We start from the raw sequence: 24,322 nt of genomic DNA on the forward strand, positions 1-24,322 counted from the left end.
CAGGCGTTCACGATCTCCCGTTCTCGGTGTCGACGTAGTGCTGGTTGTGCATGATCGCGACGATGTTGCCGAACGGGTCGGTGACGGCCGCCGTCACGAAGCCCGGACCGCGTTCGGTGATCGGCTGCAGCGGCGTCGCGCCCATCGACGTGAGCCGCTCCAGGGTTCCTTCGAGGTCGTCGACGTGCCAGTACATGAACGCGCCGGCGGGGGAGGCGGTGGCGTCGTGCGGCGCGTACCGGCTGTCGATGATACCGATCTCCGCCTCGTGGTCGCCGATGCGGAACTCGGCGTAGCCGGGCCGCTCGAAGTACGGCTCGATGCCGAACAGGTCCGCGTACCAGCGCTTGGCGGCCTCATGGTCGGCGGCGAAGAAGTTGAGGGTCGCGAATCCCCGGAAGGTGCTCTTGCCCTTGCTGCTGCTGTTCGTCATGGGTACGACGGTATCCGCCGTTGCGGAAAGATTCGTTCCTCAATACCTGGCAGACTTGGCCGAATGTTGGAGACCTCGGCGCGGCTGCTGCGGCTGTTGTCGTTGCTGCAGAGCCGCCGCGACTGGTCCGGCGCCGCCCTCGCCGACCGGCTCGCCGTCACCACCCGGACCGTCCGCAACGACGTCGAGCGGCTGCGCAGCCTGGGGTACCACATCGACTCCAGCACCGGCACGACCGGCGGCTACCGCCTCGGCGCCGGTGCCGCGATGCCGCCGCTGCTGCTCGACGACGAGGAGGCGGTCGCGGTCGCGGTGGGCCTGCGCGCGGCCGCCGCCGGGTCCGTCACGGGGCTGGAGGACCCGGCGCTGCGGGCGCTGATCAAGCTGGAGCAGACCCTCCCGCCCCGGCTGCGGCGGCGGGTGGACGCGCTGCGCTCGGCGACGGTATCCGCGGCCGGGGGAGGCCCGACGGTCGACGCGTCGCTGCTGACCGCCCTGGCCGCGGCCACCCGCGACCACGAGCGGATCAGCTTCGACTACAAGGACCGCCGGCGCCGGGCCGAACCGCACCGGCTCGTCTACACCGGGCGGCGCTGGTACCTGCTCGCCTGGGACGTCGACCGGGCCGACTGGCGCACGTTCCGCGCCGATCTGGTCGTGCTGCGCCCGCCGACGGGCCCCAGGTTCGCGCCCCGCGAGCCACCCGGCGGCGACGCGGTCGCGCACGTGCTGCGCGGGGTCGCGTCGACGGCGTGGCGGGTCCCGGCCCGGATCCGGTTGCACGCGCCGATCGCGGACGTGACCGCCAGGCTGGCGTCGACGGCCGGGTTGCTCACCCCGACCGGCGACGCCACCTGCGAACTGGAGACGGGCGCCGACAAGCTCATCGACCTGGCCGGGTTCCTGGGTTCGATCGGCTTCGGCTTCACCGTGCTGGACCCGCCCGAGCTGCGCGACCTGCTCCGCGACCTCGCGACCCGCTACCAGGCCGCCGTAGCCGACACCGTGGGCGGCGCCGCTGCCAGCACGATGTAGGGCAGTCAGGAGGGCGCGGTGGTGGACCGCTCGATCAGCCGCGTCGGCAGCACGACCCGCCGCGCCGGCCCGTCGTCGCCGTCGAGCCGGGCGAGCAGCAGCCGCGCGGCGTGCCGGCCCATCTCCTCCGGGTCGTGCGCGATGACGCTGACCCCGAGCACGTCGCCGAGGTCCAGCTCGTCGAAGCCGATCAGCGCCGTGTCCCGGCCGCTGTTGCGCATGGCCCGCAGGGCGCCGGTCGTGATCCGGTTGTTGGTGGTGAACAGCGCCGTCGGCGCCGGGTGCCGGGCCAGCAGCGCGAGGACCGCCCGCTCGGCCTTGTCGACGTCGTGCGCGTCTTCGAGGAAGTAGTCGCGCCAGCCGGCGACGCCGGCCGCCTCCATCGCCTCCGCGAACCCCTCGACCCGGTCCTGGTGGGTGCTCAACCGGGACAGGTCCCCGACGATCCCGATCCGCCGGTGGCCGCGCTCCAGCAGGTGCTCGGCGGCCCGCTTCGCCCCGCCGCGGTTGTCCAGCAGCACCGCGTCCGCGGTCAGGTCCACCGGTGGCCGGTCCACGAACACGAACGGGCTTCCGTGCCGCCGCTCCGCCGCCAGGTGCCCGTGCTCGGCCATCGTCGAGGCGACGACGAGCCCCCGGACCCTGCGCTCCAGCAACGAGTCGGTGAGCCGGCGCTCCCATTCCGGGTTCTCGTCGGTGCTGGCGGTGATCAGCTGCAGCCCGTGCATGCGCAGGTCCCGCTCCAGGCCGCTGGCGAGCCGCGAGTAGAACGGGTTGGCCAGGTCGCCGCTGAGCAGGCCCACGAGCGTGGAGGTGTTCCCGCCGCGGCGCAGCTCCCGGGCGGTCCGGTTCAGCCGGTATCCCAGCTCGTCGGCGGCGTTCTGCACCCGCGCCTTGGTCTCGACCGCGACATACCCTTCGCCGCTCAACGCGCGCGACGCCGTCTTGACCGACACTCCCGACAGCGCCGCCACCTGTGCGAGGCTCGGTCGGCTACCCATCGGAGGATTATGGCAGCATCCCGCGGAGAAGTACGGCACGGTCACCGGTCCGCATCGCCGCCGGCCGCCGCCGAAGCCGCCCCGATCCCTCCACCGGCCGGACCCGCGGCGCCACTGGGGAGCCCCGCCCGCCTCGCCACCGGCCCGGCCAGGTGCCCCGCTGGTTGCCGCCGCGGCCTACGGTGGCGGCATGGCGAATGAGGTCTGGGCCAGGGGCGATGCCTACGAGGCGTACGTCGGCCGGTGGAGCCGTCCGGTCGCGGCCAGGTTCCTGCAGTGGCTCGCCGTGCCGCCCGGCAGGCGCTGGCTCGACGTCGGCTGCGGCACCGGCGCGCTCACCGGGACGATCATGGCCGCCGCCGCGCCGTCGGAGGTGACCGGCGTCGACCCCTCCGATGGTTTCCTCACGACGGCGCGGTCCCGGCTCACCGCCCGGTTCGTCACCGGTGACGCCCGCGCGCTCCCCGTGCCCGACGCGGCGGTCGACGTCGTCGTCAGCGGGCTCGCCCTCAACTTCGTGCCGGGACCCGCCGCGGCCGTCGCCGAGTTCGCCAGGGTCGCCGCGCCCGGTGGGGTCGTCGCCGCGTACGTGTGGGACTACGCCGACGGGATGGCCATGATGCGCCACTTCTGGGACGCCGCGACCGGCCTCGACCCGGCCGCCGCCGCCCTGGACGAGGGTCGCCGCTTCTCCATCTGCTCCACCGGCGCCCTGAGCGACCTGTGGTCCGCCGTGGGCCTGTCCGACGTCACGACCCGCCCGATCGACACGACCGCGGTCTTTGCCGACTTCGACGACTACTGGATCCCATTTCTCGGCGGTACGGGTCCCGCGCCGGGCTACGTCGCGTCGCTGTCCGAGGAGCACCGCGACGCGCTGCGCGACCTGCTCCGCGAGCGCCTGCCGCGGGCCGCGGACGGGTCGATCCCGCTGCTCGCCCGAGCCCTGGCGGTCCGCGGAACGGCCGCCTGACAGCCGTGAACAGCGTGGATTGTGCTGTGCCTCAGCGCTGGTGCCATTCGCCGAGGACACGGGACTCCTGCTCGGCGGTCAGCCGTTCCGCCGGCGGTGGCAGCGGGTGCCGCAGCGCGTCCTCGTACGTCTCCCGCACCGTCTGCCGCAGCGGCCGCGGCGTCAGTCCGGCCGCGAACGCCGCCGCCGGGTCGGCCGCGTTCAGATCCTTCTCGGCGTCGAACGCGGACCACAGCGGCAGGCTCTCCCCGGTGAGTCCCCGATCGCTGAGGAACTGCGGGTCGACCCACGTCAGCGTCGTCCCGGGCGGCCCGACCTCGGCGACCATCGCCTCCAGCAGGTCCGCGAACGAGAACGGCGGCGCCGGGCTGACCGCGTGGAACACGCCACCCCCGGGCCGGCCGAGCAGCCGGATCGTCCAGTCCGCCATGTCACGCGCGTCGATGACCTGGATCGCGGCGTCGCGCGGCCCCGGCGCGAGGATCTCCTCGCCGCGGGCGACCCGCTCGACCCAGAACGTGAACCGCGACAGGTGATCGTGCGGCCCCACCACATACGTCGGCCGGACGATCAGCGTCGACGTCCCGAACCGCTGCGCCGCGACCCGCTCACACGCGGCCTTCAACGGCCCGTAGGTCTGGTCGGTGACCTCCTCGACCGTCGGGTCGTCGAGCTCCTGCAGCGGCGAGTCCTCGCTGAACCCCGGCCCGGCCGGCACGGCGTAGGCCGACACGCTGGAGATGTACACGTAACGCCCGCCCCGCCCGCCGAGCGCGTCGGAGAGTCCCTGCACCTGTCGCGGAAGGTAACCGCTGACGTCGACGGTCGCGTCCCAGTCACCGTGGCCCTCGAACAGCCCGGCCGGCAGCGCGTTCCGGTCGGCATGCAGGTGCGTGGCCGATGGGAACAGGTCGGCGCCGGTCTGCCCGCGGTGCAGCAGTGTCACCTCGTGCCCGGCGGCAAGCGCGGCCTCGGTGATGTGCCGCCCCACGAACCTGGTGCCCCCGACGATCAGGATCCGCATGAGCATCAGCCTAGTGCCCGAACCCCGCGGCCACCCGCGCCGTCAGCTCATCCTCGGTCATCGCGGCGTCGACCTCGACCACCGGCAGCGCCAACGCCCGAGCCTCCGCCCCGACCCGCTCCGTGAACAGCAGGTCCCGCCGCAACAGGTTCCGCAGCGCTGTCTCCGGGTCGCTCGTCCTCCCGGCAATCGCCCACAGCGACCCCCGGCTCTCGAACGCCGCCCGGCGAAACCCCGGCGTGGGCAACAACCAGACGGCGTTGCCCGGTTCGGCCAGCAGCGGCCGCACCAGCCGCGGCAGCAACCTGAACCCCTCGACGATCACCCCGGTCGTGTCTGGCAGGCGCAGGAGATCATCGACGATCAGCCCGAACCCCTCACCCCGGAACCAGTGGAACGTCTCGAGCATGACCTCCGGCGACCGCAGCAACCACCGCTCGTCCATGTCCATCGCCGCGAACGCACACAGCAACGGACTGTCCAGCGCCGTGCTGCGCCTCCCGTGCTCCGCCATCACGTCGTCGGTCGCGTACAACCGCCACCCGTGCTCACCCGCCAACCGCCGCGCGACCGTCGACTTCCCGCCGCCGCTGCCCCCACCGATCCACCGCACGTGCCGCAGCCGCTCCCGTACCTCCGCCGCCCCTCGCACCTCTGAAGTATCGCGGGAAGCGCGACGTAGCGTGCCGGCCGTGGCCCGGTTCACCGATGCCAGCGGCGGCCTCTAGCGAACGCCGCGCCGACCGCTCAGCGGGCGAACTGATCGCCCAGTTCTCGGATTCTGACCGCCGAACTGGCACGCAAGGTCCAGCGGTTGAGCTGGGGAATGTCAGTGCAGCTGGTGATGACGGCCTTATGTTCGTCTGAAAGCGTGATGCCGCGGGCGTTCAGGACAAGCAGCAGCGCGTGGATTTTGCCGCGTCGCTCACCTCGGTCGAAGTACCGGCGGGCGTACTTGCTCTCGAACTGGTAATCCCAGGCGACCATAAATCCTCCAGTTCATTGCGAGCCGCCGCCGGCCTGGAGGGTTGCCGGCGCCGTTGAAAACAGAAGTTCAGCCGGCGAACTCGTCGCCGAGGTCCTGGATCTTTTCAGCGATGCCCGCGCGGCGGAGCCAGGTCTCGAGCTGTGCCTGCTCGGTGCAACCTGTGATGAGGGTGCGGTGCTCATCCGAGACCGCGACGCCGCGGGAGTCGAGCACCATCAGCACCGCCTTGGCCTCCCCGGCGCTGAAATACCGGCGGGCGTATTCGCTTTGATATCTGTGACCCGTGGTGGTCATGAGTACCTCCAGGAAGTCGCGGGTCGCCGCAGGCAGCACCGCAAATACGAGATCAGTGTACAGGCTGGCATGTGCAAGATCGATGACGGAAAGCCCGGTGAGCAGGGCCTCCAGGATCGGTTGGGGGTCCGGGTCGGCGCCGTGTGCGAGGGCCGACAGGACCGCCAACTCGGGACTGCGGCGGGCGGTGTCGAGGTCGGTGACGGCAGGCACCTGATCCGGGCCGACCGTCACCGGCGTCAGCACCGACCCCGGCGGACCGATCACGATCGGCGCCGCGGACCAGCGGGCGACGGACTGGGCGGGGCACACGACCAGCAGCGCGACCGGGCATCGCAGCCGCGCATACAACGTGGCCACATATGCGGGCCAGGTACGCCGCTTGCGGGCGTCGGCCTTGAGCTGGATCTCGACGACCACCGCCAGCACTGTCGTGTTGTGGTCGCTCAGCGTCACCACCGCGTCGGCCCGGTACTCGGTCGGCACAACGTCGGTAAAATCGCCCGGGGACACCCGCGCCTCGTCGAAGCGGGGCACCGCGACATTGACTGGACCGCCCAGAAGCTCGGCGGCCAGCACAGGTCTTTCCCGGAACATCTCGATGAGCATCTCGTGCAATCGGCTCGGCATGGAGCCAGAGACTATCGAAGTTGCTCACGTTCTGCTAATCCGCTGATCACGCTGCGTATGTACTTCTGGACCGAAGTGAGTCCGCCAGAGTCGGTCGCCAGGGTGGGTTCCGCAAGCGGCGGTTCGGGTAGTGGCGTCCGCACCCTGACTCCCGCAGCGGGCGGGACACCCGGGCAACGCCAGGAGGAAGCCAATGATCGGATCGCGCGCCGTCGCGGTGGACTGGGCGGCACGGCGGCTGGCCGTCGAGGCTGAAGGCTCGTTCGAGGATGTCGTCGCCCGGTACGAGGCCGCCGTCCCCGTCTACCCCGCCGCCCGTATCGAGCGGCTCGTGGCCGACGACGCCGGATGGCAGGCGGTCATCGACCTGACCGACGACATTGCCCGGCACGGGTTCCTGATCTACTGGAAGTTCGCGGCCGACACCCTCATGCGCGCCGCCGGAGACACCTCCAAGTGCGCCGCCTATCTCATGGGCAACCACACGATCGCCGAGCGGATGTTCCGCCACGACCCGACCGTGATGCTGTACGCCCCGCTGCGCACCGTCATCTCCCAGGTGCCGGGCGGTCCCGTCCTGTTCTCGACGGACCAGCCCAGCCTGCACTTCGCGTCACTCGGCCAGCCGGACATCACCGCGGTGGGCGTCGAACTGGACCACAAACTCGCCGCCCTCCTCGACGCCCTGCGCCTGCCCGTACCCCCGTCCCTCACCGTGTGAGCGGAAGTGGGCGTCACTGCCTCGGCATCGCGGGTGACCAGCGCACCGGTGCGGTTCCGGTCGCCGTGAGCGCCGCGTTGATCCGGCTGAACGGCCGGCTGCCGAGAAACCCGGTCGGGTTCATCGGGCTCGGGTGCCCGGCCCGCAGCACGACGTGCCGGTCGTTCGTCACCAATGGTGCCTTCGCCTTCGCCGCCGCGCCCCACAGTACGAACACCACCCGCTCCGCCTTCGCGTTCAGCGCCCGGATCGTCGCGTCGGTGATGTCCTCCCAGCCGCGCCCCTTGTGCGAGTTCGGCGTCCCGGCGCGGACGGTCAGCACCGCGTTGAGCAGCATCACCCCCTGCCGGCACCAGGCGGTCAGGTCGCCGGACGGCGGCGGATCGACACCCAGGTCGTCACGCATCTCCTGGTACACGTTGCGCAACGACGGCGGCACCGGAACACCCGGCGGCACGCTGAAACTCAGCCCGTGGGCCTGCCCCGGCTTGATGTACGGATCCTGGCCGAGGATGAGGACCCGGGTGGAGGCAAGCGGGCACAACCGGTACGCGGCGAAGATGTCCTGCTTCCGCGGATACACCGTGCCGGACTGGTACTGCTCCACAACGAACGAGGACAACGCCGCCACGACAGCGGCATCGACGTACGGCGCAACCGCCTCGCGCCAGTCGTCGGGCAGGAAGTCCAGCAGGTACACGGGCTTCGCCGGCACGTTCATGGCCGGCAATCTATCGCCCGGCCGTCCACTCGGCGCAACGGGTCGGGGAGCGGCGGCGGCGCTTGATGAGCACAGTTGTCAGAGATCCAGGAAGTACCGCATCACCTTGCGGATCTCGGCGAGGTCCTCGTCGCTCACCTGGCCAAGACGCCGCTGAAGGCGGCCCGCGTCGACGGCGCGCATGTCCTCGGGCCGGGCGAAGCTGGCCTGGCGAAGTCCCGACTGCGCGTCGGAGATTCGCGGCTGTGTCACCAGCCCCCGGTCGTGGCTGGTCAACGGCACCACCACGGTCATGTTGATCGGCAGCGCGTGAAGCCCGTTCGACGACACCACGACAACGGGGCGGCGGCCACCCTGTTCGTGACCGACGGTCGGATCAAGTTCGGCGAGCCAGATCTCCCCGGTGCGGACCGTGGTCACTCCCACCAGCCAGCCGGGTCGTCGCTGCTCAGTGTGTCCCGGTCAGTGCCCGCCTGCCACGACCTCGACTCGGCCCGATCCACGGCCCACGCGTCCGGATCCTCGTCGCGGAGCCTCGCCAGCTGCTCCTGGGCGCGCGCGAAGAACGCCTGCCGCTCAAGCGTTTCGGTCGCCTCGGCCAGCAGTGCGCCCATGGTGGTCCCACGCTCGTGCGCCAGGACGGCGAGCCGGTCGCGGACCTTGGAGTCGACCTTGATGGTCGTGGTGCTCATACCGTCCAGTCTACCGAACGGTAGACCGCTGAAGCTACCAGCCGCGGGCGCGCCACTCCGGCAGCGACGGCCGCTCCGCGCCCAGCGTCGAGTCCCTGCCGTGCCCCGGATGGAACTCGGTCTCGTCCGGGAACCGGTCGAAGATCTTCGTCGACACATCGTTGATCAGCGACTCGAAGTTCGCCTTGTCGCCCCTCGTGTTGCCGACCCCGCCGGGGGAGTCGCGCAGCAGCCGGACCACCGCGCTGCGGCCCCGCCCGTACGACCTGCGGCACGCGGGCGTCAGTCGCTGGCTCAACGCTGGTGTCCACGCGCCGGAGGTCGCCGAGCGAGCCGGTCACTCCGTCGATGTGCTCCCGAAGGTCTACGTCGAGTGCATCGATGGGGACATAGGGGACATGGAGGTCATGAACGCGACCGGGCCGGCCCGCCGGTGGCCGGATCAGGCGCCCGGCGCGCGGTAGTCGACGCTCTGCTGAACCGCTTGGTCGACCTCCTCCGGGGTCAGCAGCGCCACGGTCTTGGTGGTGGCTCCACCAGATGAACCAACCGCGAGAGCGACGGCCGCGGCGGCCTTGTTGTCCGGCAGTTCGCAGATCACATACGTGTCGTTGTCGCCGAAGCAGAAGTCGAACGACTCAAGTCGCCCGCCCATGCTTTCGGCCATCTTCCGGGCTGCCTCGACGCGCCCGCTGCCTCCTTCCTTGAGCAGCCCGCGAAGCCCGTCGAGCGTGAAGGTCCCCTGGATAAGGAATCTGGACATAGAGATCACCCCCTCAAAATCGAGCGTAATCGCCGGAGACGTGCCGGCCCACGCCAGGAAGCCGGGGACCAGGTCGGGTTTGTGGTCCGTCCAGGACCCCGGGGGGAAGTCGAGATTGCCGGTACCGGCTGACTGCGGGGTCGCGCATAGCCTCTGCCGGAGCGGGTAGCGATGCGCGATGACCGCTTCCGTGCTCAGCCCACGAACGGTGCGCACGGTCAAGGCGACCGCGCCGATCCTGAGGGAGCGGGGGCTGGAGATCAGCAGGCGGATGTACGAGATCCTGTTCCAGCACGAGGAGATCAAAAGGCTGTTCAACCAGTCCCACCACGGGCAGTCGGGCAGCCAGCCACGGTCGCTGGCCGGGGCGGTCCACGCGTACGCGGACAACATCGACCGTCTCGACGAGTGTGGACCGATGGTCGAGCGGATCGCGCAGAAACACACCAGCCTCAACATCCAGTCCGAGCAGTACCCCTACGTCGGCCGGGCGTTGATCGGCGCGTTGAAAGACGTGCTCGGACAAGCAGCCACCGATGAGGTGATCGCGGCGTGGACGCAGGCGTACGACTTCCTCGCCGACACTGATGCGCCGGGAGCGTGAAATCTACGACCGGCATGCCCGTACGCCCGGCGGTTGGGTGGCCAGGAGTCCGTCGTCCGCAACTACAGCGTCTCCTGCGCACCCGGCCGTGACCACTACCGCATTTCGGTGAAGCGGGAGGATCCTCCGGAGGCCGCGCCGTACGCACCACCCGGCATGGCGTCCAGCTATCTGCACGAGGAAGTGGGTCCGGGCGACGTGATCCAGGTCAGCGCGCCGGCCGGCGACTTCTTCCTCGACGAGGCGTCCCGCCGACCGTTGGTCCTGCTCAGTGGTGGCGTCGGTCTCACGCCGATGGTTTCCATGCTCGAGCATCTGGTCGGCCGCGGGACACCACCCGAGACGTGGTACGTGCACGCCGCACTCGGCGGTCGCCAGCACGCGATGAAACAGCACGTCCGCGACCTCGCCACCGCGAACGGACCGATCCACCCGGTCGTGTTCTACGAGCACCCCGCACCCGAGGACGTGCTCGGCCGAGACTACGACCTGCCCGGCAGGGTCACGATGGATTGGCTCAAGGGCGCCGTTCCGGTCGCCGACGCCCACTTCTACTTCTGTGGCCCCCGCGGCTTCATGCGCATGCTCGCGATCGGCTTGCGCGCCCTGGACGTGCCCGACGAACGTATCAACTTCGAATTCTTCGGACCGGCGGAAGCGCTGTACGCCTGAGCGCCGCGCCCGTGATCGAACACGGCAGGGGCAAGAGGCCCTCTTCTCTAGAGCCGGGTGTGGCAGGACCGGCCGCCTACCAGCCTCTGGCGCGCCACTCCGGCAGCGACGGCCGTTCCGCGCCCAGTGTCGAGTCCTTGCCGTGCCCCGGGTGGAACTCGGTCTCGTCGGGGAACCGGTCGAAGATCTTCGTCGACACGTCGTTGATCAGCGACTCGAAGTTCGCCTTGTCGCCCCACGTGTTGCCGACCCCGCCGGGGAACAGGGCGTCGCCGGTCCAGAGGTGACCGTCGTGGTACAGCGCGATCGACCCCGGTGTATGCCCGACGAGATGGATCACGGTCAGGTCGCAGTCGCCGAGTGAGAAGGTGTCGCCGTCCGCCAAGGTGCCCGTCACGACCGGAATCTCCGCGGCGTCCGCGGCGTGCGCCAGGGATGCCGCGCCAGTCTCCGCGACCACGTCCTCCAAGGCCATCCAGTGATCCTGGTGACGGTGCGTAGTGACAACGGTCGAAATCCCGTTGGAGGACGAGTTGATCAGCTGGAGCAGCCGTTCAGCATCGTTGGCCGCGTCGATCAGGAGGCCCTCGCCGGTGGTCGTGCACCGGAGCAGATAGGCATTGTTGTCCATCGGGCCGACGGACAGCTTGGTGAACGTCAGGCTGCTCATTTCCATGCCTCCAGGCTGGGAAGGTCGCCGGTGGAGCTGGTCAGGCCGGTGCCGTCGCCGCGGCCGGTGAGCCACGCGGCGAGCAGGTGCGCCGGCCCCGTGACCACGGTGTCGCCGTCGACGGACAGCAGCTTGGTGCCGTCGTCGGACACCAGGGTCGCCACGTGCGGGGTGGCGGGGTCGTGCAGGACGCGCCGCGTGAACGAGGCGGGCCAGTGCGCAGGCCCGTACCCGGCGTCCAGGTCGACGTGGTGCAGCTCGACCTCGCAGATGCGGGACCAGACGATCCGGGCGGCCGGCACGGGGCCGGTGGAGCCCCACTCGACCAGCGCGGTCCAGCTCTCCGCGGGCGCCGTGGCGATCGACTCGCGGAGCAGGTCGCAGGCGGTGGTGAGGTCGGCGAGCTGCTCCTCGTGCGGGCGGGCGGCGCCGCCGGTGATGCCCGCCTCGCGCGCCTCCGGGCTCGCATACGCCGGGGTCCGCACCCCCGTCCGAGCCCAGCTCAGCAGGTTGCGGTAGGCGTCGGCGTTGCGGGCGAGGTGGGTCACGACGTGCCCGCGGGTCCATCCGTCGCACCGGGACGGGACGACGAGACCGTTGCCGTCGAGGGTGCGGACCGTGTCGAGCAGCCGGGCGGTGGCGCGGTCGAGTTCGGCACTCAGCACAAGCGGATCAGCCGTCACCGCCCAACCCTACCGCCGCCCCCCGACACAATCAGCGCCACCGCGCAGCGCCACAACAGCGCCGCCGCTGCCAACCGCACCAGCACCGCCGTACCAGCGACATCGCCGCGGGATCAGCGCTGCCGGACGCCCACGGCAGGTGGCAGGTCGCCGGCCGCCCAGTGCAGCTCGTCCTCCCAGTCGGCGACGCTGAGGTCGACATGTTCGAAGCTGAGCCTGGCCCCGATGGGTTTGCCCAGGTAGCCGGCGTACAGGTCGTGCACGGCCACGAGCCGCTGCCCGACGGCGGCGGCGGCAGGATCTTCCGCGGCGGCCGTCCTGACCTCGAGCCGGCCGTAGATGCCCATGTCGGCGTCGGTGCCGCGCTCCTCGACGATGACGTCGAGGATCTCGTCCTCGGCGCCGACGTGGAACCCGTACGAGACACCGGAGAAGGTCAGCCAGAAGCGCATGAGCGAGTCGTCCTGGCCGGGTGAGACGTGCCACTGGACGTCCGCCCGGTCCAAGCGCAGTCCGACGGCGCTGGCCAGCACATGCGAGGGGAGCACGCACCCGACGATAACGCCGATATTCGGTTTCGCGGTGTGGACGCGCTACCTACCGTGGATTTCCGAACACGGGTTCGGAAGGATGTTCATGATTATTGACCTGTCGGCTCTGGGCTGGGACGACGCATACGCCGCGCTGTACTCCGGCCGGTTCGACCAGCCCGGTCAACGACCGGCGCGGGTCAGCCGCGTCGACCGGGGTGTCTGCACCGCGCTCGCCTCCGACGGCCCGCTGCGGGCGAGCCTGTCGGGTGGCCTGCTGGCCCGCGGCGCGGCGGATCCCGAGTCGCTGCCGTGCGCGGGGGACTGGCTCGTCGTGCGGACGTGGCCGGACGGCCGGCTGACCGCCGAAGCGGTGCTGCCCAGACGCACCGCGATCGTCCGTGCGGTCGCCGGCGAGGAGTCCTACGGGCAGGTCCTGGCCGCCAATGTGGACACGGTCGCGGTCGTGGAGCCGATCGACCCGTCGCCGGATCTCGGTCGTATCGAGCGGCTGCTCGCGCTGGCCTGGGAGTCGGGGGCGCGGCCGGTGCTCGTCCTGACCAAATGTGATCTCGCCGCCGACCCCGAGGCCATTGCCGGGCAGATGCCGGGTGGGGTCGAGGTCCATGCCGTCAGCGCCCGCACCGGCATGGGGCTGGACGCGTTGCGCCCGCACGTGGCGCACGGCAGGACGCTGGGCCTGCTCGGGCAGTCCGGCGCCGGCAAGTCGAGCCTGGTCAACGCGCTCGCTGGGGCGCAGGTCATGCAGACGCAGACGTTGCGCGGCGACGGCCGCGGGCGGCACACCACCACATATCGGGCATTGATCCCGATGCCGGGCGGCGGGGCGGTCCTCGACACGCCCGGGGTACGACTCGTCGGCATGTTCGACACCGTGGCGGGTCTCGACCGGGCATTCGCGGACGTGACGCAGCTCGCGACGCTGTGCCGGTTCGACGACTGTCGCCATGGCGAAGAGCCTGGCTGCGCGGTCCGCGACGCGGTGGAGGACGGGGAGCTCAGCCCCCGGCGCTTCGCGAGTTGGCAGAAACTGCAGAAAGAGCAGAAGCTTGCATCGGTACGGCGGCTGAAACGCGAAAGCCGCGACCGGCGACGACTGGCACGCCCGTAGCGGAGGGTTCCCTCGTTCGGGCGCGGAAAATTGTCATACCCCCTGGCTAGAGTTGTCGGCTGGCACCGAGAGGGTGTCCGAACCGGACAAAATCGCTGCTGCCGGACTCTTTGCCGCTGCTGGCGGGCATATTCACTGCCAAGGGGAAGCATGTTGGATCGTCTGATCATCCGTGGCGCTCGGGAGCACAACCTCCGTGACGTCAGTCTCGACCTGCCGCGCGACGCGATGATCGTGTTCACCGGGCTGTCCGGCTCGGGGAAGTCGAGCCTCGCGTTCGACACGATCTTCGCCGAGGGGCAGCGGCGGTATGTCGAGTCGCTGTCGTCCTATGCGCGGCAGTTCCTCGGCCAGATGGACAAGCCCGACGTCGACTTCATCGAAGGACTGTCGCCGGCGGTGTCCATCGACCAGAAGTCGACCTCGCGCAACCCGCGCTCGACGGTCGGCACGATCACCGAGGTATATGACTACCTGCGACTGCTGTATGCGCGCATCGGCGAGCCGCACTGCCCCATCTGCGGCGAGCTGATCACGCGGCAGACCCCGCAGCAGATCGTCGACCGGGTCCTGGCGATGGAGGAGGGGACCCGCTTCCAGGTCCTCGCCCCGGTCGTGCGCGGCCGCAAGGGCGAATACCTCGACCTGTTCCAGGAGCTGCAGTCCAAGGGTTATGCCCGGGCGCGCATCGACGGCGTGGTGCACCCCCTCACCGAGCCGCCGAAGCTCAAGAAGCAGGAGAAGCACACCATCGAGGTGGTCGTCGACCGGCTCTCGGTGAAGCCGACCTCGAAGCAGCGGCTCACCGACTCGGTCGAGACCGCGCTGAAGCTGGCCGCCGGCATCGTCATCCTCGAGTTCGTCGACCTGCCCGAGGGCGACGAGCACCGGGAGCGGCTCTTCTCCGAGCATCTCGCCTGCCCCAATGAGCACCCGCTGTCGATCGAGGACCTCGAGCCCCGGGCGTTCTCGTTCAACGCGCCCTATGGCGCCTGCCCCGACTGCACCGGCATCGGCACCAAGAAGGAGGTCGACCCGGAGCTGATCGTCCCCGACCCGGAGCAGACGCTCCGCGGCGGCGCGATCGCGCCCTGGGCCACCGGCCACACCCTGGAGTATTTCCTCCGCCTGCTGGAGGCGCTCGGGGCGGAGGCGGGCTTCAACCTCGACACCCCGTGGCGGGCGCTGTCCTCGCGGGCGCAGAAGGCGATCATGTATGGGTCGGACGACCAGGTCCACGTCCGCTACCGCAACAAGTACGGGCGGGAGCGCTCCTACTACACCGGCTTCGAGGGCGTGGTGCAGTGGATCGAGCGCCGGCACGCCGACACCGAGAGCGACTGGTCCCGCGACAAGTACGAGGGATACATGCGCGACGTGCCGTGCGGCACCTGCGGCGGGACCCGGCTCAAGCCGGAGATCCTCGCGGTCACCATCGCCGGGCACAGCATCGCCGACATCTGCAACCTGTCCGTCGGTGACTGCGCCGACCTGCTGGGCGCGATGTCCCTCACCGACCGGCAGAAGCTCATCGCCGAGCGGGTCCTGAAGGAGATCAACGCCCGGTTGCGGTTCCTGGTCGACGTCGGCCTCGACTACCTGTCCCTGGACCGCGCGTCGGGCACTCTGTCCGGTGGCGAGGCGCAGCGCATCCGGCTCGCCACGCAGATCGGCTCCGGTCTCGTCGGCGTGCTGTATGTGCTCGACGAGCCCAGCATCGGCCTGCACCAGCGCGACAACCATCGGCTCATCGAGACCCTGACCCGGCTCAAGCGCCTCGGCAACACGCTGATCGTGGTCGAGCACGACGAGGACACGATCCGCACCGCCGACTGGATCGTCGACATCGGCCCCGGCGCCGGCGAGCACGGCGGCCGGGTCGTGCACAGCGGGACCTTCGACGACCTGCTGACCGCGGAGGACTCGGTGACCGGCGCGTATCTGGCCGGGCGGCGCAGCATCCCGACCCCCGAGATCCGCCGCCCCCGCACCCCGGGCCGCGAACTGGTCGTCGTCGGCGCCCGCGAGCACAACCTGCAGAACCTGACGGTGCCGTTCCCGCTCGGGCAGTTCGTCGCCGTGACCGGGGTGTCCGGCTCCGGCAAGTCGACCCTGGTCAACGACATCCTGCACGCGGTCCTGGCCAATGTCGTCAACGGTGCGCGCATGGTGCCCGGCCGGCACACCCGCATCTCCGGGCTCGACCAGGTCGACAAGGTCGTCGGTGTGGACCAGTCACCGATCGGCCGCACCCCCCGCTCCAACCCGGCGACCTACACCGGCGTGTTCGACAACGTCCGGAAGCTGTTCGCCGAGACGACCGAGGCCAAGGTCCGCGGTTATGGCCCGGGCCGCTTCTCGTTCAACGTCAAGGGCGGCCGCTGCGAGGCGTGCGCCGGCGACGGCACGATCAAGATCGAGATGAACTTCCTGCCGGATGTGTACGTGCCGTGCGAGGTCTGCAAAGGTGCCCGGTACAACCGCGAAACCCTTGAAGTGCACTACAAGGGCCGCACGATCGCGGAGATCCTCGACATGCCGATCGAGGAGGCCGCGGGGTTCTTCGAGGCGATCCCGGCCATCCACCGGCACCTGAAGACCCTCAACGACGTCGGCCTCGGCTACGTGCGGCTCGGCCAGCCCGCGCCGACGCTGTCCGGCGGCGAGGCCCAGCGCGTCAAGCTCGCCTCGGAGCTGCAGAAACGCTCCACCGGCCGCACCGTCTACGTGCTGGACGAGCCGACCACCGGTCTGCACTTCGAGGACATCCGCAAGCTGCTGATCGTGCTGCAGAGCCTCGTCGACAAGGGCAACACCGTCATCGTCATCGAGCACAACCTCGACGTGATCAAGTCCGCGGACTGGATCATCGACATGGGCCCCGAGGGCGGCCACAAGGGCGGCATGGTCATTGCCGTCGGCACGCCGGAGGAGGTCGCGGAGATCGCCGAGAGCCACACCGGCCAGTTCCTGCGGCCCGTCCTGGGTCTCAAGGGCGACGTGGGCGACACGTCCCACACCTCGCCCCGTGACACCGCGGCCCGTGACCGGGCGGCCAAGGCCAACGGTCCCGGCGCGGGCACGGCCCGCTCGGGGGCGACGCGCAGGTCCACCGGGGCGCGGACCCGTTCGACGGCGACCACGGTCGAGCCCGACGACCTGCCGACCGCCGACGACCCGGCCCCGGCGGCCACGACCCGCCGCCCCACCAAGGCCGCGGCCGCGAAGGCGACGGTCGCCAAGGCCACCACCCCCGCCAAGAGCACCGCGGCCAAGAGCGCTGCGGCCGGGAGCACCACTGCCAAGGGCGCGGCGGCGGCGAAGGCGAGTCCGGCTGCGGCGGCGCCCGCGAAGCGGGCTCCCGCCAAGAAAGCGGCGGCGAAGGGCTGATCCGTCGTATCGGCGGGCCCCATCCGCACCGGCTGCTGGTGCCGGTGGGGCCCGCCGGCGCGTGCCTGCCGGCGGTGTGGCAGACCGAGGGGCGGGGGAGATCGCGCGCTGCTACGGTGGCCGCTGGCAAGGCCTCACCTCAGGAGGAAGACGTGCCGGTCCAGGACGTGTTCAACCCCTGCTCCGCTCGGCGGACGCTGCTGCTGGGCGCCGGTGCGCTCGGCGTGACGGTGCTGGCGGGTTGCGGCGACGACGAGAAGACCCCGGCCGCCACAGGCAGCCAGGCACCCCCGTCGGCGGCGCCGACCACGGCGGGCAACCCGTTCGACAACACCGCACCCGCGGCCGGCGCCAGCGACGCGGCACCGCCGGCGGACGCGCTCGTGGCCGTGAAGGACGTGCCCGTGGGCGGCGGCGTGATCGCCAAGGACACGATCCTCGTCGTCCAGGCGAAGCAGGGGACGTTCAAGGCGTACCAGGCCAGCTGCCCGCACATGGGGGTCCTCGTCGACCCTCCGACGGCCGGCGCGACGACGATCATGTGCCCGGGCCACAACTCCCAGTTCAAGATCGCGGACGGCAGTCTCGCGCGGGGCCCGGCGACGCGCGGGCTGAGCGGCGTGCCGGTGAAGGTGCAGTCCGGCTACGTCGTGCAGGCCTGAGCCGGGCGCTGTACGTCAGACGATTCGCGAACGGGCCGGTTCACGCGGCGTCGGCTGCTGTGACCTGGGCGTCACCCAAGGTCACGCGCGGGTAACAGATTCTCAGACTTTGTTGAGCATTGAACCGTACGCTCCATGATCTACGTATTTCCTGGCGTAGCCAGCAGGCCAACGACCTTGGAGGAGCCTATGAGTGACACGACTCGCCGCGCGGTGCTCGCCGGAGCGGCCGGAATCACGGCCGTGACGGTGCTCGCCGCCTGTGGAGACGACAGTGACGACAGCGGCTCGACGGGGGACAGCACCGGCGGTGCCGCATCGGGCGTCCTGGCAACCAAGGCCGACATCCCCGTCGGCGGCGGCAAGATCTTCAAGGACGGCGGCGGTGTTGTCGTCACTCAGCCGGAGGCAGGTCAGTTCAAGGCCTTCAGCTCGATCTGCACGCACCAGTCGTGCGTCGTCTCCGACGTCGCCTCCGGTGCCATCAACTGCAAGTGCCACGGCAGTGCGTTCTCCGCGGCGGACGGCTCGGTCAAGAACGGTCCCGCGACCAAGGGCCTGGCCGAGAAGAGCCTGAAGATCGACGGGGACAACATCTCCCTGGCGTAGGGCGGCACAGCCAGACGACACGGAACGGGGCCGGCCGAGAGGGGGCGGCCGACCCTGTTTCTGTCGTACCCCCCGGATAGTCTCGAAGAGTGCCAGATCCGTCCACGTATCGACCCGCGTCCGGGACCATTCCCGACACGCCGGGGGTCTACCGGTTCCGCGATCCGTCGGGCCGTGTCATCTACGTGGGCAAGGCCAAAAGCCTCCGGCAGCGGCTCAACTCGTATTTCGCCGACGTGTGGACCCTGCACGCCCGCACGCAGCAGATGGTCACCACCGCCGCGAAGGTCGACTGGGTTACGGTCGGCACCGAGGTCGAGGCGCTGCAGCTCGAATACAACTGGATCAAGGAGTATGACCCCAGGTTCAACGTCCGCTATCGCGACGACAAGAGCTATCCGTATCTGGCGGTCACCCTCGACGAGGCCTATCCGCGCCTGCAGGTGATGCGCGGCGCCAAGCGCAAGGGCGTGCGCTACTTCGGCCCCTATGCCCACGCCTGGGCGATCCGCGAGACCCTCGACCTGCTGCTGCGCGTGTTCCCGGCGCGGACCTGCTCGTCGGGTGTCTTCAAGCGCGCCGGCCAGATCGGCCGCCCCTGCCTGCTGGGCTACATCGGCAAGTGCTCCGCGCCGTGCGTCGACCGGGTCACCGAGGACGAGCACCGCCGGATCGTCGAGGACTTCTGCGACTTCATGGCCGGCAAGACCGACACCATGGTCAAGCGGCTCGAGCGGGAGATGTTCGCCGCTTCCGACGAGCTCGACTTCGAGCGCGCCGCCCGCATCCGCGACGACCTCGGCGCCCTGCGCCGGGCGGTGGAGAAGCAGGCGGTCGTCCTCGGCGACGGCACCGACGCCGACGTGGTCGCGTTCGCCGACGACCCGCTGGAAGCGGCGGTGCAGGTGTTCCACGTGCGCGGCGGCCGGGTCCGCGGCCAGCGCGGCTGGGTCGTGGAGAAGACCGAGGACCTCAGCGCCGGCGACCTCGTCCACCACTTCTGCAGCCAGATCTACGGTGCCGAGGCCGGCGCCGACCCCGCCGACCTGCCCAAGGAGCTGCTCGTCCCGGAGCTGCCCGCCGACGTCGACGCGCTCGCCGACTGGCTGAGCAACCTGCGCGGCAGCCGGGTGGCGATCCGCGTGCCGCAGCGCGGCGACAAGAAGATCCTCGCCGAGACCGTCGCCCGCAACGCCGAGCAGGCACTCCAGCAGCACAAGCTGCGCCGCGCCGGCGACCTCAGCACCCGCAGCAAGGCCCTGGAGGAGATCGCCGAGGCGCTCGGCATGCAGACCGCCCCGCTGCGCATCGAGTGCTATGACGTCTCCCAGATCCAGGGCACCGACGTCGTCGCCAGCATGGTCGTCTTCGAGGACGGCCTGTCCCGGAAGAGTGAATATCGGCGCTTCGCGGTCAATGGCGCGACCGACGACGTGTCCGCGCTGTCCGAGGTGCTGCGCCGCCGGTTCGCCCGCTATCTCGACGCCAAGGTCGAGATCGACGAGCTCGCCGCCGCCGACCTCACCGCCGGCGACGTGGATCCGTCCCGCCCCGGCATCGACCCGACCACCGGCCGCCCCCGCAAGTTCGCCTATCCGCCGCAGCTGGTCGTCGTCGACGGTGGCCAGCCCCAGGTCAACGCCGCCGCCCAGGTCCTGCTCGACCTCGGCATCGACGACATCACCATCTGCGGCCTGGCCAAGCGTCTCGAGGAGGTCTGGCTCCCCGACGACGAGTTCCCGGTGATCCTGCCCCGCGCCTCCGAGGGCCTCTATCTGCTGCAACGCGCCCGCGACGAGGCCCACCGGTTCGCCATCACCTATCACCGGCAGAAGCGCTCCAAGCGCATGACCACCTCCACATTGGACAACGTGCCCGGCCTCGGCGAGATCCGCCGCAAGGCGCTGCTGCGGCACTTCGGCTCCTTGAAGCGGCTGAAGGCGGCCAGCATCGACGAGATCGCCGAGGTCCCCGGCATCGGCCGCCGCACCGCCGACGCGATCCTCACCGCCCTCAACGGCCCACCCCCCGAGGCGCCACCCTCACCTCGAGCGCTTCCCGCGTCGAGTGCGCTTCCCGCGTCGGGTGCGCCTCCGGCGCCGGGTGCGCTTCCCGTGTCGAGTGCGCCTCCGGCGTCGGGCGCGCTTCCCGCGTCGGGTGCGCTTCCCGCGTCGAGTGCGCTTCCCGCGTCGGGTGCGCTTCCAGTGTCGAGTGCACGTCCGGCGTCGGGTGCCCTTCCCGTGTCGGGTTCGCGTCTGGCGGCCGGCGCGCTGGGCGACGGTTCGCTGCCCGTCGACCTGCCACCGACGGCGGGGGAGCCCGAGGTTCCACTGGGCGCGGATCTTGCCGACCGCGACGGCCCGGTGCTGTCCGGGGAGGACGGCACGGCGGTGTCCAGCAGCGCCGTGCGACCTGACGTACCCAGGGCACCAGCCCCGGGCCCCGACGTCGGCACTCCTGTCATCGTGATCGAGCTCATGCCAGACGAAGCCAGGCCCGCCGACCGTCACCCGGTCAGCACCTCCGCGTCGGCAGCAACCGCGCCGGCAGTAGGTGGGCCGGGAGCATTCGGGCCGGCAACAGTCGCGCCGGGAGCAGTCGCGACGGCGGCAGTCGGGTCAGGAGTAGTCGGGTCAGGAGCAATCGGGTCAGGAGCGGTCGGGGTAGAAGCAGCGGGGCCGGGACCAGCCGGGCCAGGCTCAGTTGGCGCAGGCGGGGCCGCACGCGACGATGCCGCTGCCGGTGTCGACGCCTTCCCTGGCCGCGAGACGCCGAACGCTCCCGGCGCGACGCCGAACGGCTCTGTCGGCAACCCGGAAAAGGTACAAACCGACCGACGTGTCAGACCGGCGGACGGCACGACATAAACTCATCGACGTGGTGAGCGAAGAAGCGCCGGCAGCGCCCGACCGCACGACGACCGACCTGGTCATTGTGACGGGGGTCTCCGGCGGCGGCCGCAGCACGGTCGCCCGGGCGCTGGAGAACGTCGGGTACTACGTCGTGGACAACCTGCCACAGGCGTTGCTGCTCGACATGGCGGAGTTGGCGTTTGCGGCGAGGGGCGCGGCGCGGCGGACCGCGATGGTGCTCGACGTGCGCAGCCATGCCTTCTCCACGGACCTGCCAGGTGCGGTGAAGTCGTTGCGGGAGCGCGGGTTCAACCCACGGATGGTGTTCGTCGACGCCGATGACGAGGTGCTGATCCGGCGGTTCGAGAGCGTGCGCCGCTCCCACCCGCTGCAGGGCGGCGGCCGGCTCTCCGACGGCATCGCCGCGGAGCGCAAGCTGCTGCAGGAGGCCCGCGAGCAGGCCGACGTGCTGATCGACACGAGCCACCTCAACGTCAACCAGCTCCGCGGTCGCATCGAGGAGATGTTCGGCGAGGAAGACACCACCCAGATCCGGGTCACGGTGCTCTCGTTCGGGTTCAAGTACGGCCTGCCACCCGACGCCGACTTCGTCCTCGACGCGAGGTTCCTGCCGAATCCGTACTGGGTGCCGGAGCTGCGCGAGCACACCGGCCGCGAGACCGACGTCAGCCGCTACGTGCTCGGCCAGCGGGGCGCGGTCACGTTCGTGGAGACGTATGCCCGGCTGATCAACGCCACGGCGCCCGGGTTCGAGCGTGAGGGCAAGCGCTACCTCACGATCGCGGTCGGCTGCACCGGCGGCAAGCACCGCAGCGTCGCGATCGCCGAGGAGCTCGCACGCCGCCTGCGCGAGATGCGTCTCGCCGCCGCCCCGCAGCACCGCGACCTGGGGCGCGAATGAGTGTTGCGCGGCGCCGCGAGAACGGCGCGGCAATCGACCACGGCACCGCGGCCAAAGGCCACGGCACCGCAGCCGAGGGCAACGGCGCAAGGGCTCAAAGCCACGGCACCGCGGCCGAGGGCAACGGCGCAAAGGCCAAAAGCTACGGCACGGCGGCCGAGGACCAAGCGACGCCGGCCGGGCGGCGTCCGGTCCGGGTCGTTGCGTTCGGCGGTGGGCACGGCCTGTCCGCGTCCCTGCGGGCGCTGCGGCTCATCCACCAGGACACGCCGCTGGACATCACCGCCGTCGTCACCGTCGCCGACGACGGGGGATCCAGCGGGCGGCTGCGCGCGACCCGCGACATCCTGCCGCCCGGTGACCTGCGGCAGGCACTCGCCGCGCTCGCCGACGAGGAGGCGATCGCCGAGGTGTTCCAGCACCGGTTCGGCGGTACCGACGACCTCACCGGGCATCCCGTCGGCAACCTCGTGCTGTGCGCGCTGATGGAGCTCGCCGGCGACCCGGTCGTCGCGCTGGACCAGGCGGCGGAGATGCTCCGTTGCGACGGGCGGGTGCTGCCCATGTCGCGGCAGCCGCTGCACATCGAGGCGGACCTGTCGGAAGGTGGCGAGGTCGTCACGGTGCGCGGTCAGCACGCCGTCGCCGTCACCCTCAAGACGATCGACCGGGTCCGGTTGGTGCCCGCGGCGCCCGCGGCCTGCGTCGAGGCGGTCCAGGCGACCACCGGCGCGGACTGGCTGCTGTTCGGGCCCGGGTCGTGGTTCACCAGCGTAATTCCGCATCTGCTGGTGCCGGAACTCGCCGCAGCGATCTCCATGAGTGCGGCAAAGCGCCTGGTCACGCTCAACCTGGCACCCGACAGTGAAACGGCTGGATTGACCCTGCCGGAACACCTTGCCGCCCTGCGTCGTTATCTACCTGGGCTGCACGTCGATGTAGTTCTTGCCGACGGGAAAGCCGTAGGCGACCCCGAACCGGTCCATCGTGCGGCAGAATCGCTGGGTGCCCGTCTGGTGCTCGCGCCGGTGGCCGTCGCGGACGGAGCACCGCTGCACGACCCGCACGCGCTGGCCACAGCCTTGGAACCACTGCTGAGCAGCACGACCGACAGTTCGATTGAGCCCCGCGAGGTGACGACAGAATGGCGATGACCGCTGCGGTCAAGGACGAGCTGAGCAGGGTGGACGTAGCCAAACCCTGCTGCCGGCGCGCCGAGATGGCCGCGCTGCTCCGCTTCGCGGGCGGATTGCACATCGTCTCCGGGCGGGTGGTCGTCGAGGCCGAACTCGACACCAACGCCGCCGCCCGCCGGCTGCGACGGGAGGTTTCCGAGGTCTACGGGTATCAGAGCGAGATTCACGTCCTTGCCTCCGGTGGCCTGCGCAAGGCCAGCCACTTCATCGTGCGGGTGGTCAAGGACGGCGAGGCCCTCGCGCGGCAGACCGGCCTGCTCGATGTCCGTGGCCGGCCCGTCCGTGGCCTGCCGCCGCACGTCGTGTCGGCCAACATGTGCTGCGCCGTCGCGGCGTGGCGTGGCGCGTTCCTGGCACACGGCTCGCTGACCGAGCCGGGCCGCAGCTGCGCGCTGGAGATCACCTGCCCGGGCCCCGAGGCCGCGCTGGCGCTTGTCGGCGCCGCCCGGCGCATCGGCATCACCGCGAAGGCCCGCGAGGTCCGCGGCGTCGACCGGGTCGTGGTCAAGGACGGCGACGCGATCGCCGCGCTGCTCACCCGGATCGGCGCGCACCAGAGCGTCCTCACGTGGGAGGAACGCCGGGTCCGCCGCGAGGTCAGGGCCACCGCCAACCGCCTGGCCAACTTCGACGACGCCAACCTGCGCCGCTCCGCCCGCGCCGCGGTTGCCGCCGCCGCCCGCGTCGCCCGCGCCATGGAGATCCTCGCCGACAACGCCCCCGAACACCTGTTCAGCGCCGGCACCCTGCGCCTGGAGCACCGGCAGGCGTCCCTGGAGGAGCTCGGTGCCCTCGCGGACCCGCCGCTCACGAAGGACGCGATCGCCGGACGCATAAGGCGTCTCCTCGCCCTCGCCGACAAGCGCGCCCGCGACCTCGGGATCCCGGACACCGAATCCGCCGTCACCCCGGAGATGCTGGTCAGTTAGCCCATCCATGCGGGCTCCGGTCCGTCGAGGTCAAGGTCCGGAGCTCCCGTCAGCCACCGGTCAGGCCTTGACGGCCTTCCCTGCCATGTCCGCGTGCAGTTGCGCCGCCACGACCTGCGGTCGTGACAAGCCCGCGGCCGTGGCCGGCCGCGCCGCGACCTCAGGCGGCCGGCGCCCGGGCGGGTCGCCGGCACGT

At 70.7% G+C, this 24,322-nt stretch carries 24 protein-coding genes and 4 pseudogenes; 14 read left to right on the forward strand and 14 right to left on the reverse strand.

The window, feature by feature from the left end:
• Positions 1-7: 7 nt before the first annotated feature.
• The gene (locus tag AB0K00_RS23440; protein WP_363523616.1) at positions 8-433 is read right to left on the reverse strand and encodes a VOC family protein; all 426 of its coding nucleotides are present in this window, start codon (positions 431-433) and stop codon (positions 8-10) included.
• Positions 434-496: 63 nt separating this feature from the next.
• Here AB0K00_RS23440 and AB0K00_RS23445 point away from each other — a divergent pair, with 63 nt between their 5' ends.
• The gene (locus AB0K00_RS23445; RefSeq protein WP_363523617.1) at positions 497-1,468 is read left to right on the forward strand and encodes a WYL domain-containing protein; all 972 of its coding nucleotides are present in this window, start codon (positions 497-499) and stop codon (positions 1,466-1,468) included.
• A gap of 5 nt (positions 1,469-1,473) precedes the next feature.
• On the opposite strand, the gene AB0K00_RS23450 is transcribed toward AB0K00_RS23445, so the two are convergent.
• On the reverse strand, positions 1,474-2,469 hold the full coding sequence (locus tag AB0K00_RS23450; protein WP_363523618.1) for a LacI family DNA-binding transcriptional regulator: 996 nt from the start codon (positions 2,467-2,469) through the stop codon (positions 1,474-1,476).
• Positions 2,470-2,659: 190 nt separating this feature from the next.
• Between AB0K00_RS23450 and AB0K00_RS23455 the strand changes: the two genes are divergently transcribed.
• On the forward strand, positions 2,660-3,442 hold the full coding sequence (locus AB0K00_RS23455) for a methyltransferase domain-containing protein (protein ID WP_363523619.1): 783 nt from the start codon (positions 2,660-2,662) through the stop codon (positions 3,440-3,442).
• Positions 3,443-3,473: 31 nt separating this feature from the next.
• On the opposite strand, the gene AB0K00_RS23460 is transcribed toward AB0K00_RS23455, so the two are convergent.
• The 4 genes from AB0K00_RS23460 to AB0K00_RS23475 form a co-directional block, all read right to left on the reverse strand.
• Positions 3,474-4,466, reverse strand: coding sequence for an NAD-dependent epimerase/dehydratase family protein (locus tag AB0K00_RS23460; protein WP_363523620.1), 993 nt, complete (start codon positions 4,464-4,466; stop codon positions 3,474-3,476).
• Between the two features lie 10 nt (positions 4,467-4,476).
• Positions 4,477-5,118, reverse strand: a complete 642-nt coding sequence (locus AB0K00_RS23465; protein ID WP_363523621.1) for a hypothetical protein — start codon at positions 5,116-5,118, stop codon at positions 4,477-4,479.
• 95 nt (positions 5,119-5,213) lie between these two features.
• The gene (locus AB0K00_RS23470) at positions 5,214-5,453 is read right to left on the reverse strand and encodes a hypothetical protein (protein ID WP_363523622.1); all 240 of its coding nucleotides are present in this window, start codon (positions 5,451-5,453) and stop codon (positions 5,214-5,216) included.
• Positions 5,454-5,520: 67 nt separating this feature from the next.
• Positions 5,521-6,378 carry a hypothetical protein gene (locus tag AB0K00_RS23475; protein ID WP_363523623.1) on the reverse strand — a complete coding sequence of 286 codons (858 nt, stop codon included), beginning with the start codon at positions 6,376-6,378 and terminating at the stop codon, positions 5,521-5,523.
• A gap of 193 nt (positions 6,379-6,571) precedes the next feature.
• Here AB0K00_RS23475 and AB0K00_RS23480 point away from each other — a divergent pair, with 193 nt between their 5' ends.
• Positions 6,572-7,099 (forward strand): DUF302 domain-containing protein, encoded by a 528-nt coding sequence (locus tag AB0K00_RS23480; RefSeq protein ID WP_363523624.1) that lies wholly within the window; start codon positions 6,572-6,574, stop codon positions 7,097-7,099.
• Positions 7,100-7,112: 13 nt separating this feature from the next.
• Here the strand turns inward: AB0K00_RS23480 and AB0K00_RS23485 are convergent, their stop codons facing one another.
• The 4 genes and pseudogenes from AB0K00_RS23485 to AB0K00_RS23500 form a co-directional block, all read right to left on the reverse strand.
• A complete protein-coding gene (locus AB0K00_RS23485; RefSeq protein ID WP_363523625.1) occupies positions 7,113-7,820 on the reverse strand; it encodes a uracil-DNA glycosylase in 708 nt (235 codons plus the stop codon).
• 78 nt (positions 7,821-7,898) lie between these two features.
• Complete coding sequence (locus AB0K00_RS23490; RefSeq protein WP_363523626.1) at positions 7,899-8,240, reverse strand: type II toxin-antitoxin system PemK/MazF family toxin; 342 nt, start codon at positions 8,238-8,240, stop codon at positions 7,899-7,901.
• The gene (locus AB0K00_RS23495; protein WP_363523627.1) at positions 8,237-8,512 is read right to left on the reverse strand and encodes a hypothetical protein; all 276 of its coding nucleotides are present in this window, start codon (positions 8,510-8,512) and stop codon (positions 8,237-8,239) included. The genes AB0K00_RS23490 and AB0K00_RS23495 overlap by 4 nt, the downstream gene beginning before the upstream one ends.
• 34 nt (positions 8,513-8,546) lie before the next feature.
• A pseudogene (locus tag AB0K00_RS23500) lies at positions 8,547-8,729 on the reverse strand (MBL fold metallo-hydrolase); the annotation flags it as partial.
• Positions 8,730-8,766: 37 nt separating this feature from the next.
• Here AB0K00_RS23500 and AB0K00_RS23505 point away from each other — a divergent pair.
• Positions 8,767-8,976: pseudogene (locus AB0K00_RS23505) on the forward strand (hypothetical protein); the annotation flags it as partial.
• On the opposite strand, the gene AB0K00_RS23510 reads toward AB0K00_RS23505, so the two are convergent.
• Positions 8,955-9,275 carry a GYD domain-containing protein gene (locus AB0K00_RS23510; protein ID WP_363523628.1) on the reverse strand — a complete coding sequence of 107 codons (321 nt, stop codon included), beginning with the start codon at positions 9,273-9,275 and terminating at the stop codon, positions 8,955-8,957. The pseudogene AB0K00_RS23505 and the gene AB0K00_RS23510 overlap by 22 nt on opposite strands.
• A 178-nt stretch (positions 9,276-9,453) precedes the next feature.
• Between AB0K00_RS23510 and AB0K00_RS23515 the strand changes: the two genes are divergently transcribed.
• Both AB0K00_RS23515 and AB0K00_RS23520 read left to right on the forward strand, forming a co-directional pair.
• Positions 9,454-9,879: a globin domain-containing protein gene (locus AB0K00_RS23515; protein WP_363523629.1), complete on the forward strand. Its 426-nt coding sequence runs from the start codon at positions 9,454-9,456 to the stop codon at positions 9,877-9,879.
• A 33-nt stretch (positions 9,880-9,912) separates the two neighbouring features.
• On the forward strand, positions 9,913-10,551 hold the full coding sequence (locus AB0K00_RS23520; protein ID WP_363523630.1) for a hypothetical protein: 639 nt from the start codon (positions 9,913-9,915) through the stop codon (positions 10,549-10,551).
• Between the two features lie 76 nt (positions 10,552-10,627).
• Here AB0K00_RS23520 and AB0K00_RS23525 read toward each other — a convergent pair whose 3' ends face one another.
• The 3 genes from AB0K00_RS23525 to AB0K00_RS23535 form a co-directional block, all read right to left on the reverse strand.
• Positions 10,628-11,227, reverse strand: coding sequence for an MBL fold metallo-hydrolase (locus AB0K00_RS23525; protein WP_363523631.1), 600 nt, complete (start codon positions 11,225-11,227; stop codon positions 10,628-10,630).
• A complete protein-coding gene (locus AB0K00_RS23530; RefSeq protein ID WP_363523632.1) occupies positions 11,218-11,904 on the reverse strand; it encodes a maleylpyruvate isomerase family mycothiol-dependent enzyme in 687 nt (228 codons plus the stop codon). Before AB0K00_RS23530 ends, AB0K00_RS23525 begins: the two co-directional genes overlap by 10 nt.
• 113 nt (positions 11,905-12,017) lie before the next feature.
• Positions 12,018-12,452: a hypothetical protein gene (locus tag AB0K00_RS23535; protein ID WP_363523633.1), complete on the reverse strand. Its 435-nt coding sequence runs from the start codon at positions 12,450-12,452 to the stop codon at positions 12,018-12,020.
• An 88-nt stretch (positions 12,453-12,540) separates the two neighbouring features.
• Here AB0K00_RS23535 and rsgA point away from each other — a divergent pair, with 88 nt between their 5' ends.
• The 8 genes and pseudogenes from rsgA (at position 12,541) to whiA (ending at position 24,126) form a co-directional block, all read left to right on the forward strand.
• Positions 12,541-13,566, forward strand: coding sequence for a ribosome small subunit-dependent GTPase A (rsgA, locus tag AB0K00_RS23540; protein ID WP_363523634.1), 1,026 nt, complete (start codon positions 12,541-12,543; stop codon positions 13,564-13,566).
• A 150-nt stretch (positions 13,567-13,716) separates the two neighbouring features.
• Positions 13,717-16,566: pseudogene (gene uvrA, locus AB0K00_RS23545) on the forward strand (excinuclease ABC subunit UvrA); the annotation flags it as partial.
• Positions 16,567-17,108: 542 nt separating this feature from the next.
• Positions 17,109-17,618 carry a Rieske (2Fe-2S) protein gene (locus tag AB0K00_RS23550; protein WP_363523635.1) on the forward strand — a complete coding sequence of 170 codons (510 nt, stop codon included), beginning with the start codon at positions 17,109-17,111 and terminating at the stop codon, positions 17,616-17,618.
• A 189-nt stretch (positions 17,619-17,807) separates the two neighbouring features.
• Positions 17,808-18,227: a Rieske (2Fe-2S) protein gene (locus AB0K00_RS23555; protein ID WP_363523636.1), complete on the forward strand. Its 420-nt coding sequence runs from the start codon at positions 17,808-17,810 to the stop codon at positions 18,225-18,227.
• A gap of 89 nt (positions 18,228-18,316) precedes the next feature.
• Positions 18,317-20,242 (forward strand): annotated as a pseudogene (uvrC, locus tag AB0K00_RS23560) (excinuclease ABC subunit UvrC); the annotation flags it as partial.
• A gap of 862 nt (positions 20,243-21,104) precedes the next feature.
• Positions 21,105-22,001, forward strand: coding sequence for an RNase adapter RapZ (rapZ, locus tag AB0K00_RS23565; protein WP_327005491.1), 897 nt, complete (start codon positions 21,105-21,107; stop codon positions 21,999-22,001).
• The gene (yvcK, locus tag AB0K00_RS23570; RefSeq protein WP_363523637.1) at positions 21,998-23,155 is read left to right on the forward strand and encodes a uridine diphosphate-N-acetylglucosamine-binding protein YvcK; all 1,158 of its coding nucleotides are present in this window, start codon (positions 21,998-22,000) and stop codon (positions 23,153-23,155) included. The genes rapZ and yvcK overlap by 4 nt, the downstream gene beginning before the upstream one ends.
• Positions 23,146-24,126 carry a DNA-binding protein WhiA gene (gene whiA, locus AB0K00_RS23575; RefSeq protein WP_033359740.1) on the forward strand — a complete coding sequence of 327 codons (981 nt, stop codon included), beginning with the start codon at positions 23,146-23,148 and terminating at the stop codon, positions 24,124-24,126. The genes yvcK and whiA overlap by 10 nt, the downstream gene beginning before the upstream one ends.
• The last annotated feature ends 196 nt before the right edge of the window (positions 24,127-24,322 follow it).

This window comes from Dactylosporangium sp. NPDC049525 (assembly GCF_040676755.1).
Taxonomy (GTDB): domain Bacteria; phylum Actinomycetota; class Actinomycetes; order Mycobacteriales; family Micromonosporaceae; genus Dactylosporangium.

Bases quoted from the DNA above. Each gene is read 5' to 3' on its own strand.
- AB0K00_RS23440 (WP_363523616.1), bottom strand. From the start codon at position 433: ATGACGAACAGCAGCAGCAAGGGCAAGAGCACCTTCCGGGGATTCGCG.
- AB0K00_RS23445 (WP_363523617.1), top strand. From the start codon at position 497: ATGTTGGAGACCTCGGCGCGGCTGCTGCGGCTGTTGTCGTTGCTGCAG.
- AB0K00_RS23450 (WP_363523618.1), bottom strand. From the start codon at position 2,469: ATGGGTAGCCGACCGAGCCTCGCACAGGTGGCGGCGCTGTCGGGAGTG.
- AB0K00_RS23455 (WP_363523619.1), top strand. From the start codon at position 2,660: ATGGCGAATGAGGTCTGGGCCAGGGGCGATGCCTACGAGGCGTACGTC.
- AB0K00_RS23460 (WP_363523620.1), bottom strand. From the start codon at position 4,466: ATGCGGATCCTGATCGTCGGGGGCACCAGGTTCGTGGGGCGGCACATC.
- AB0K00_RS23470 (WP_363523622.1), bottom strand. From the start codon at position 5,453: ATGGTCGCCTGGGATTACCAGTTCGAGAGCAAGTACGCCCGCCGGTAC.
- AB0K00_RS23475 (WP_363523623.1), bottom strand. From the start codon at position 6,378: ATGCCGAGCCGATTGCACGAGATGCTCATCGAGATGTTCCGGGAAAGA.
- AB0K00_RS23480 (WP_363523624.1), top strand. From the start codon at position 6,572: ATGATCGGATCGCGCGCCGTCGCGGTGGACTGGGCGGCACGGCGGCTG.
- AB0K00_RS23485 (WP_363523625.1), bottom strand. From the start codon at position 7,820: ATGAACGTGCCGGCGAAGCCCGTGTACCTGCTGGACTTCCTGCCCGAC.
- AB0K00_RS23495 (WP_363523627.1), bottom strand. From the start codon at position 8,512: ATGAGCACCACGACCATCAAGGTCGACTCCAAGGTCCGCGACCGGCTC.
- AB0K00_RS23510 (WP_363523628.1), bottom strand. From the start codon at position 9,275: ATGTCCAGATTCCTTATCCAGGGGACCTTCACGCTCGACGGGCTTCGC.
- AB0K00_RS23515 (WP_363523629.1), top strand. From the start codon at position 9,454: ATGACCGCTTCCGTGCTCAGCCCACGAACGGTGCGCACGGTCAAGGCG.
- AB0K00_RS23525 (WP_363523631.1), bottom strand. From the start codon at position 11,227: ATGGAAATGAGCAGCCTGACGTTCACCAAGCTGTCCGTCGGCCCGATG.
- rsgA (WP_363523634.1), top strand. From the start codon at position 12,541: ATGATTATTGACCTGTCGGCTCTGGGCTGGGACGACGCATACGCCGCG.
- AB0K00_RS23555 (WP_363523636.1), top strand. From the start codon at position 17,808: ATGAGTGACACGACTCGCCGCGCGGTGCTCGCCGGAGCGGCCGGAATC.
- yvcK (WP_363523637.1), top strand. From the start codon at position 21,998: ATGAGTGTTGCGCGGCGCCGCGAGAACGGCGCGGCAATCGACCACGGC.
- whiA (WP_033359740.1), top strand. From the start codon at position 23,146: ATGGCGATGACCGCTGCGGTCAAGGACGAGCTGAGCAGGGTGGACGTA.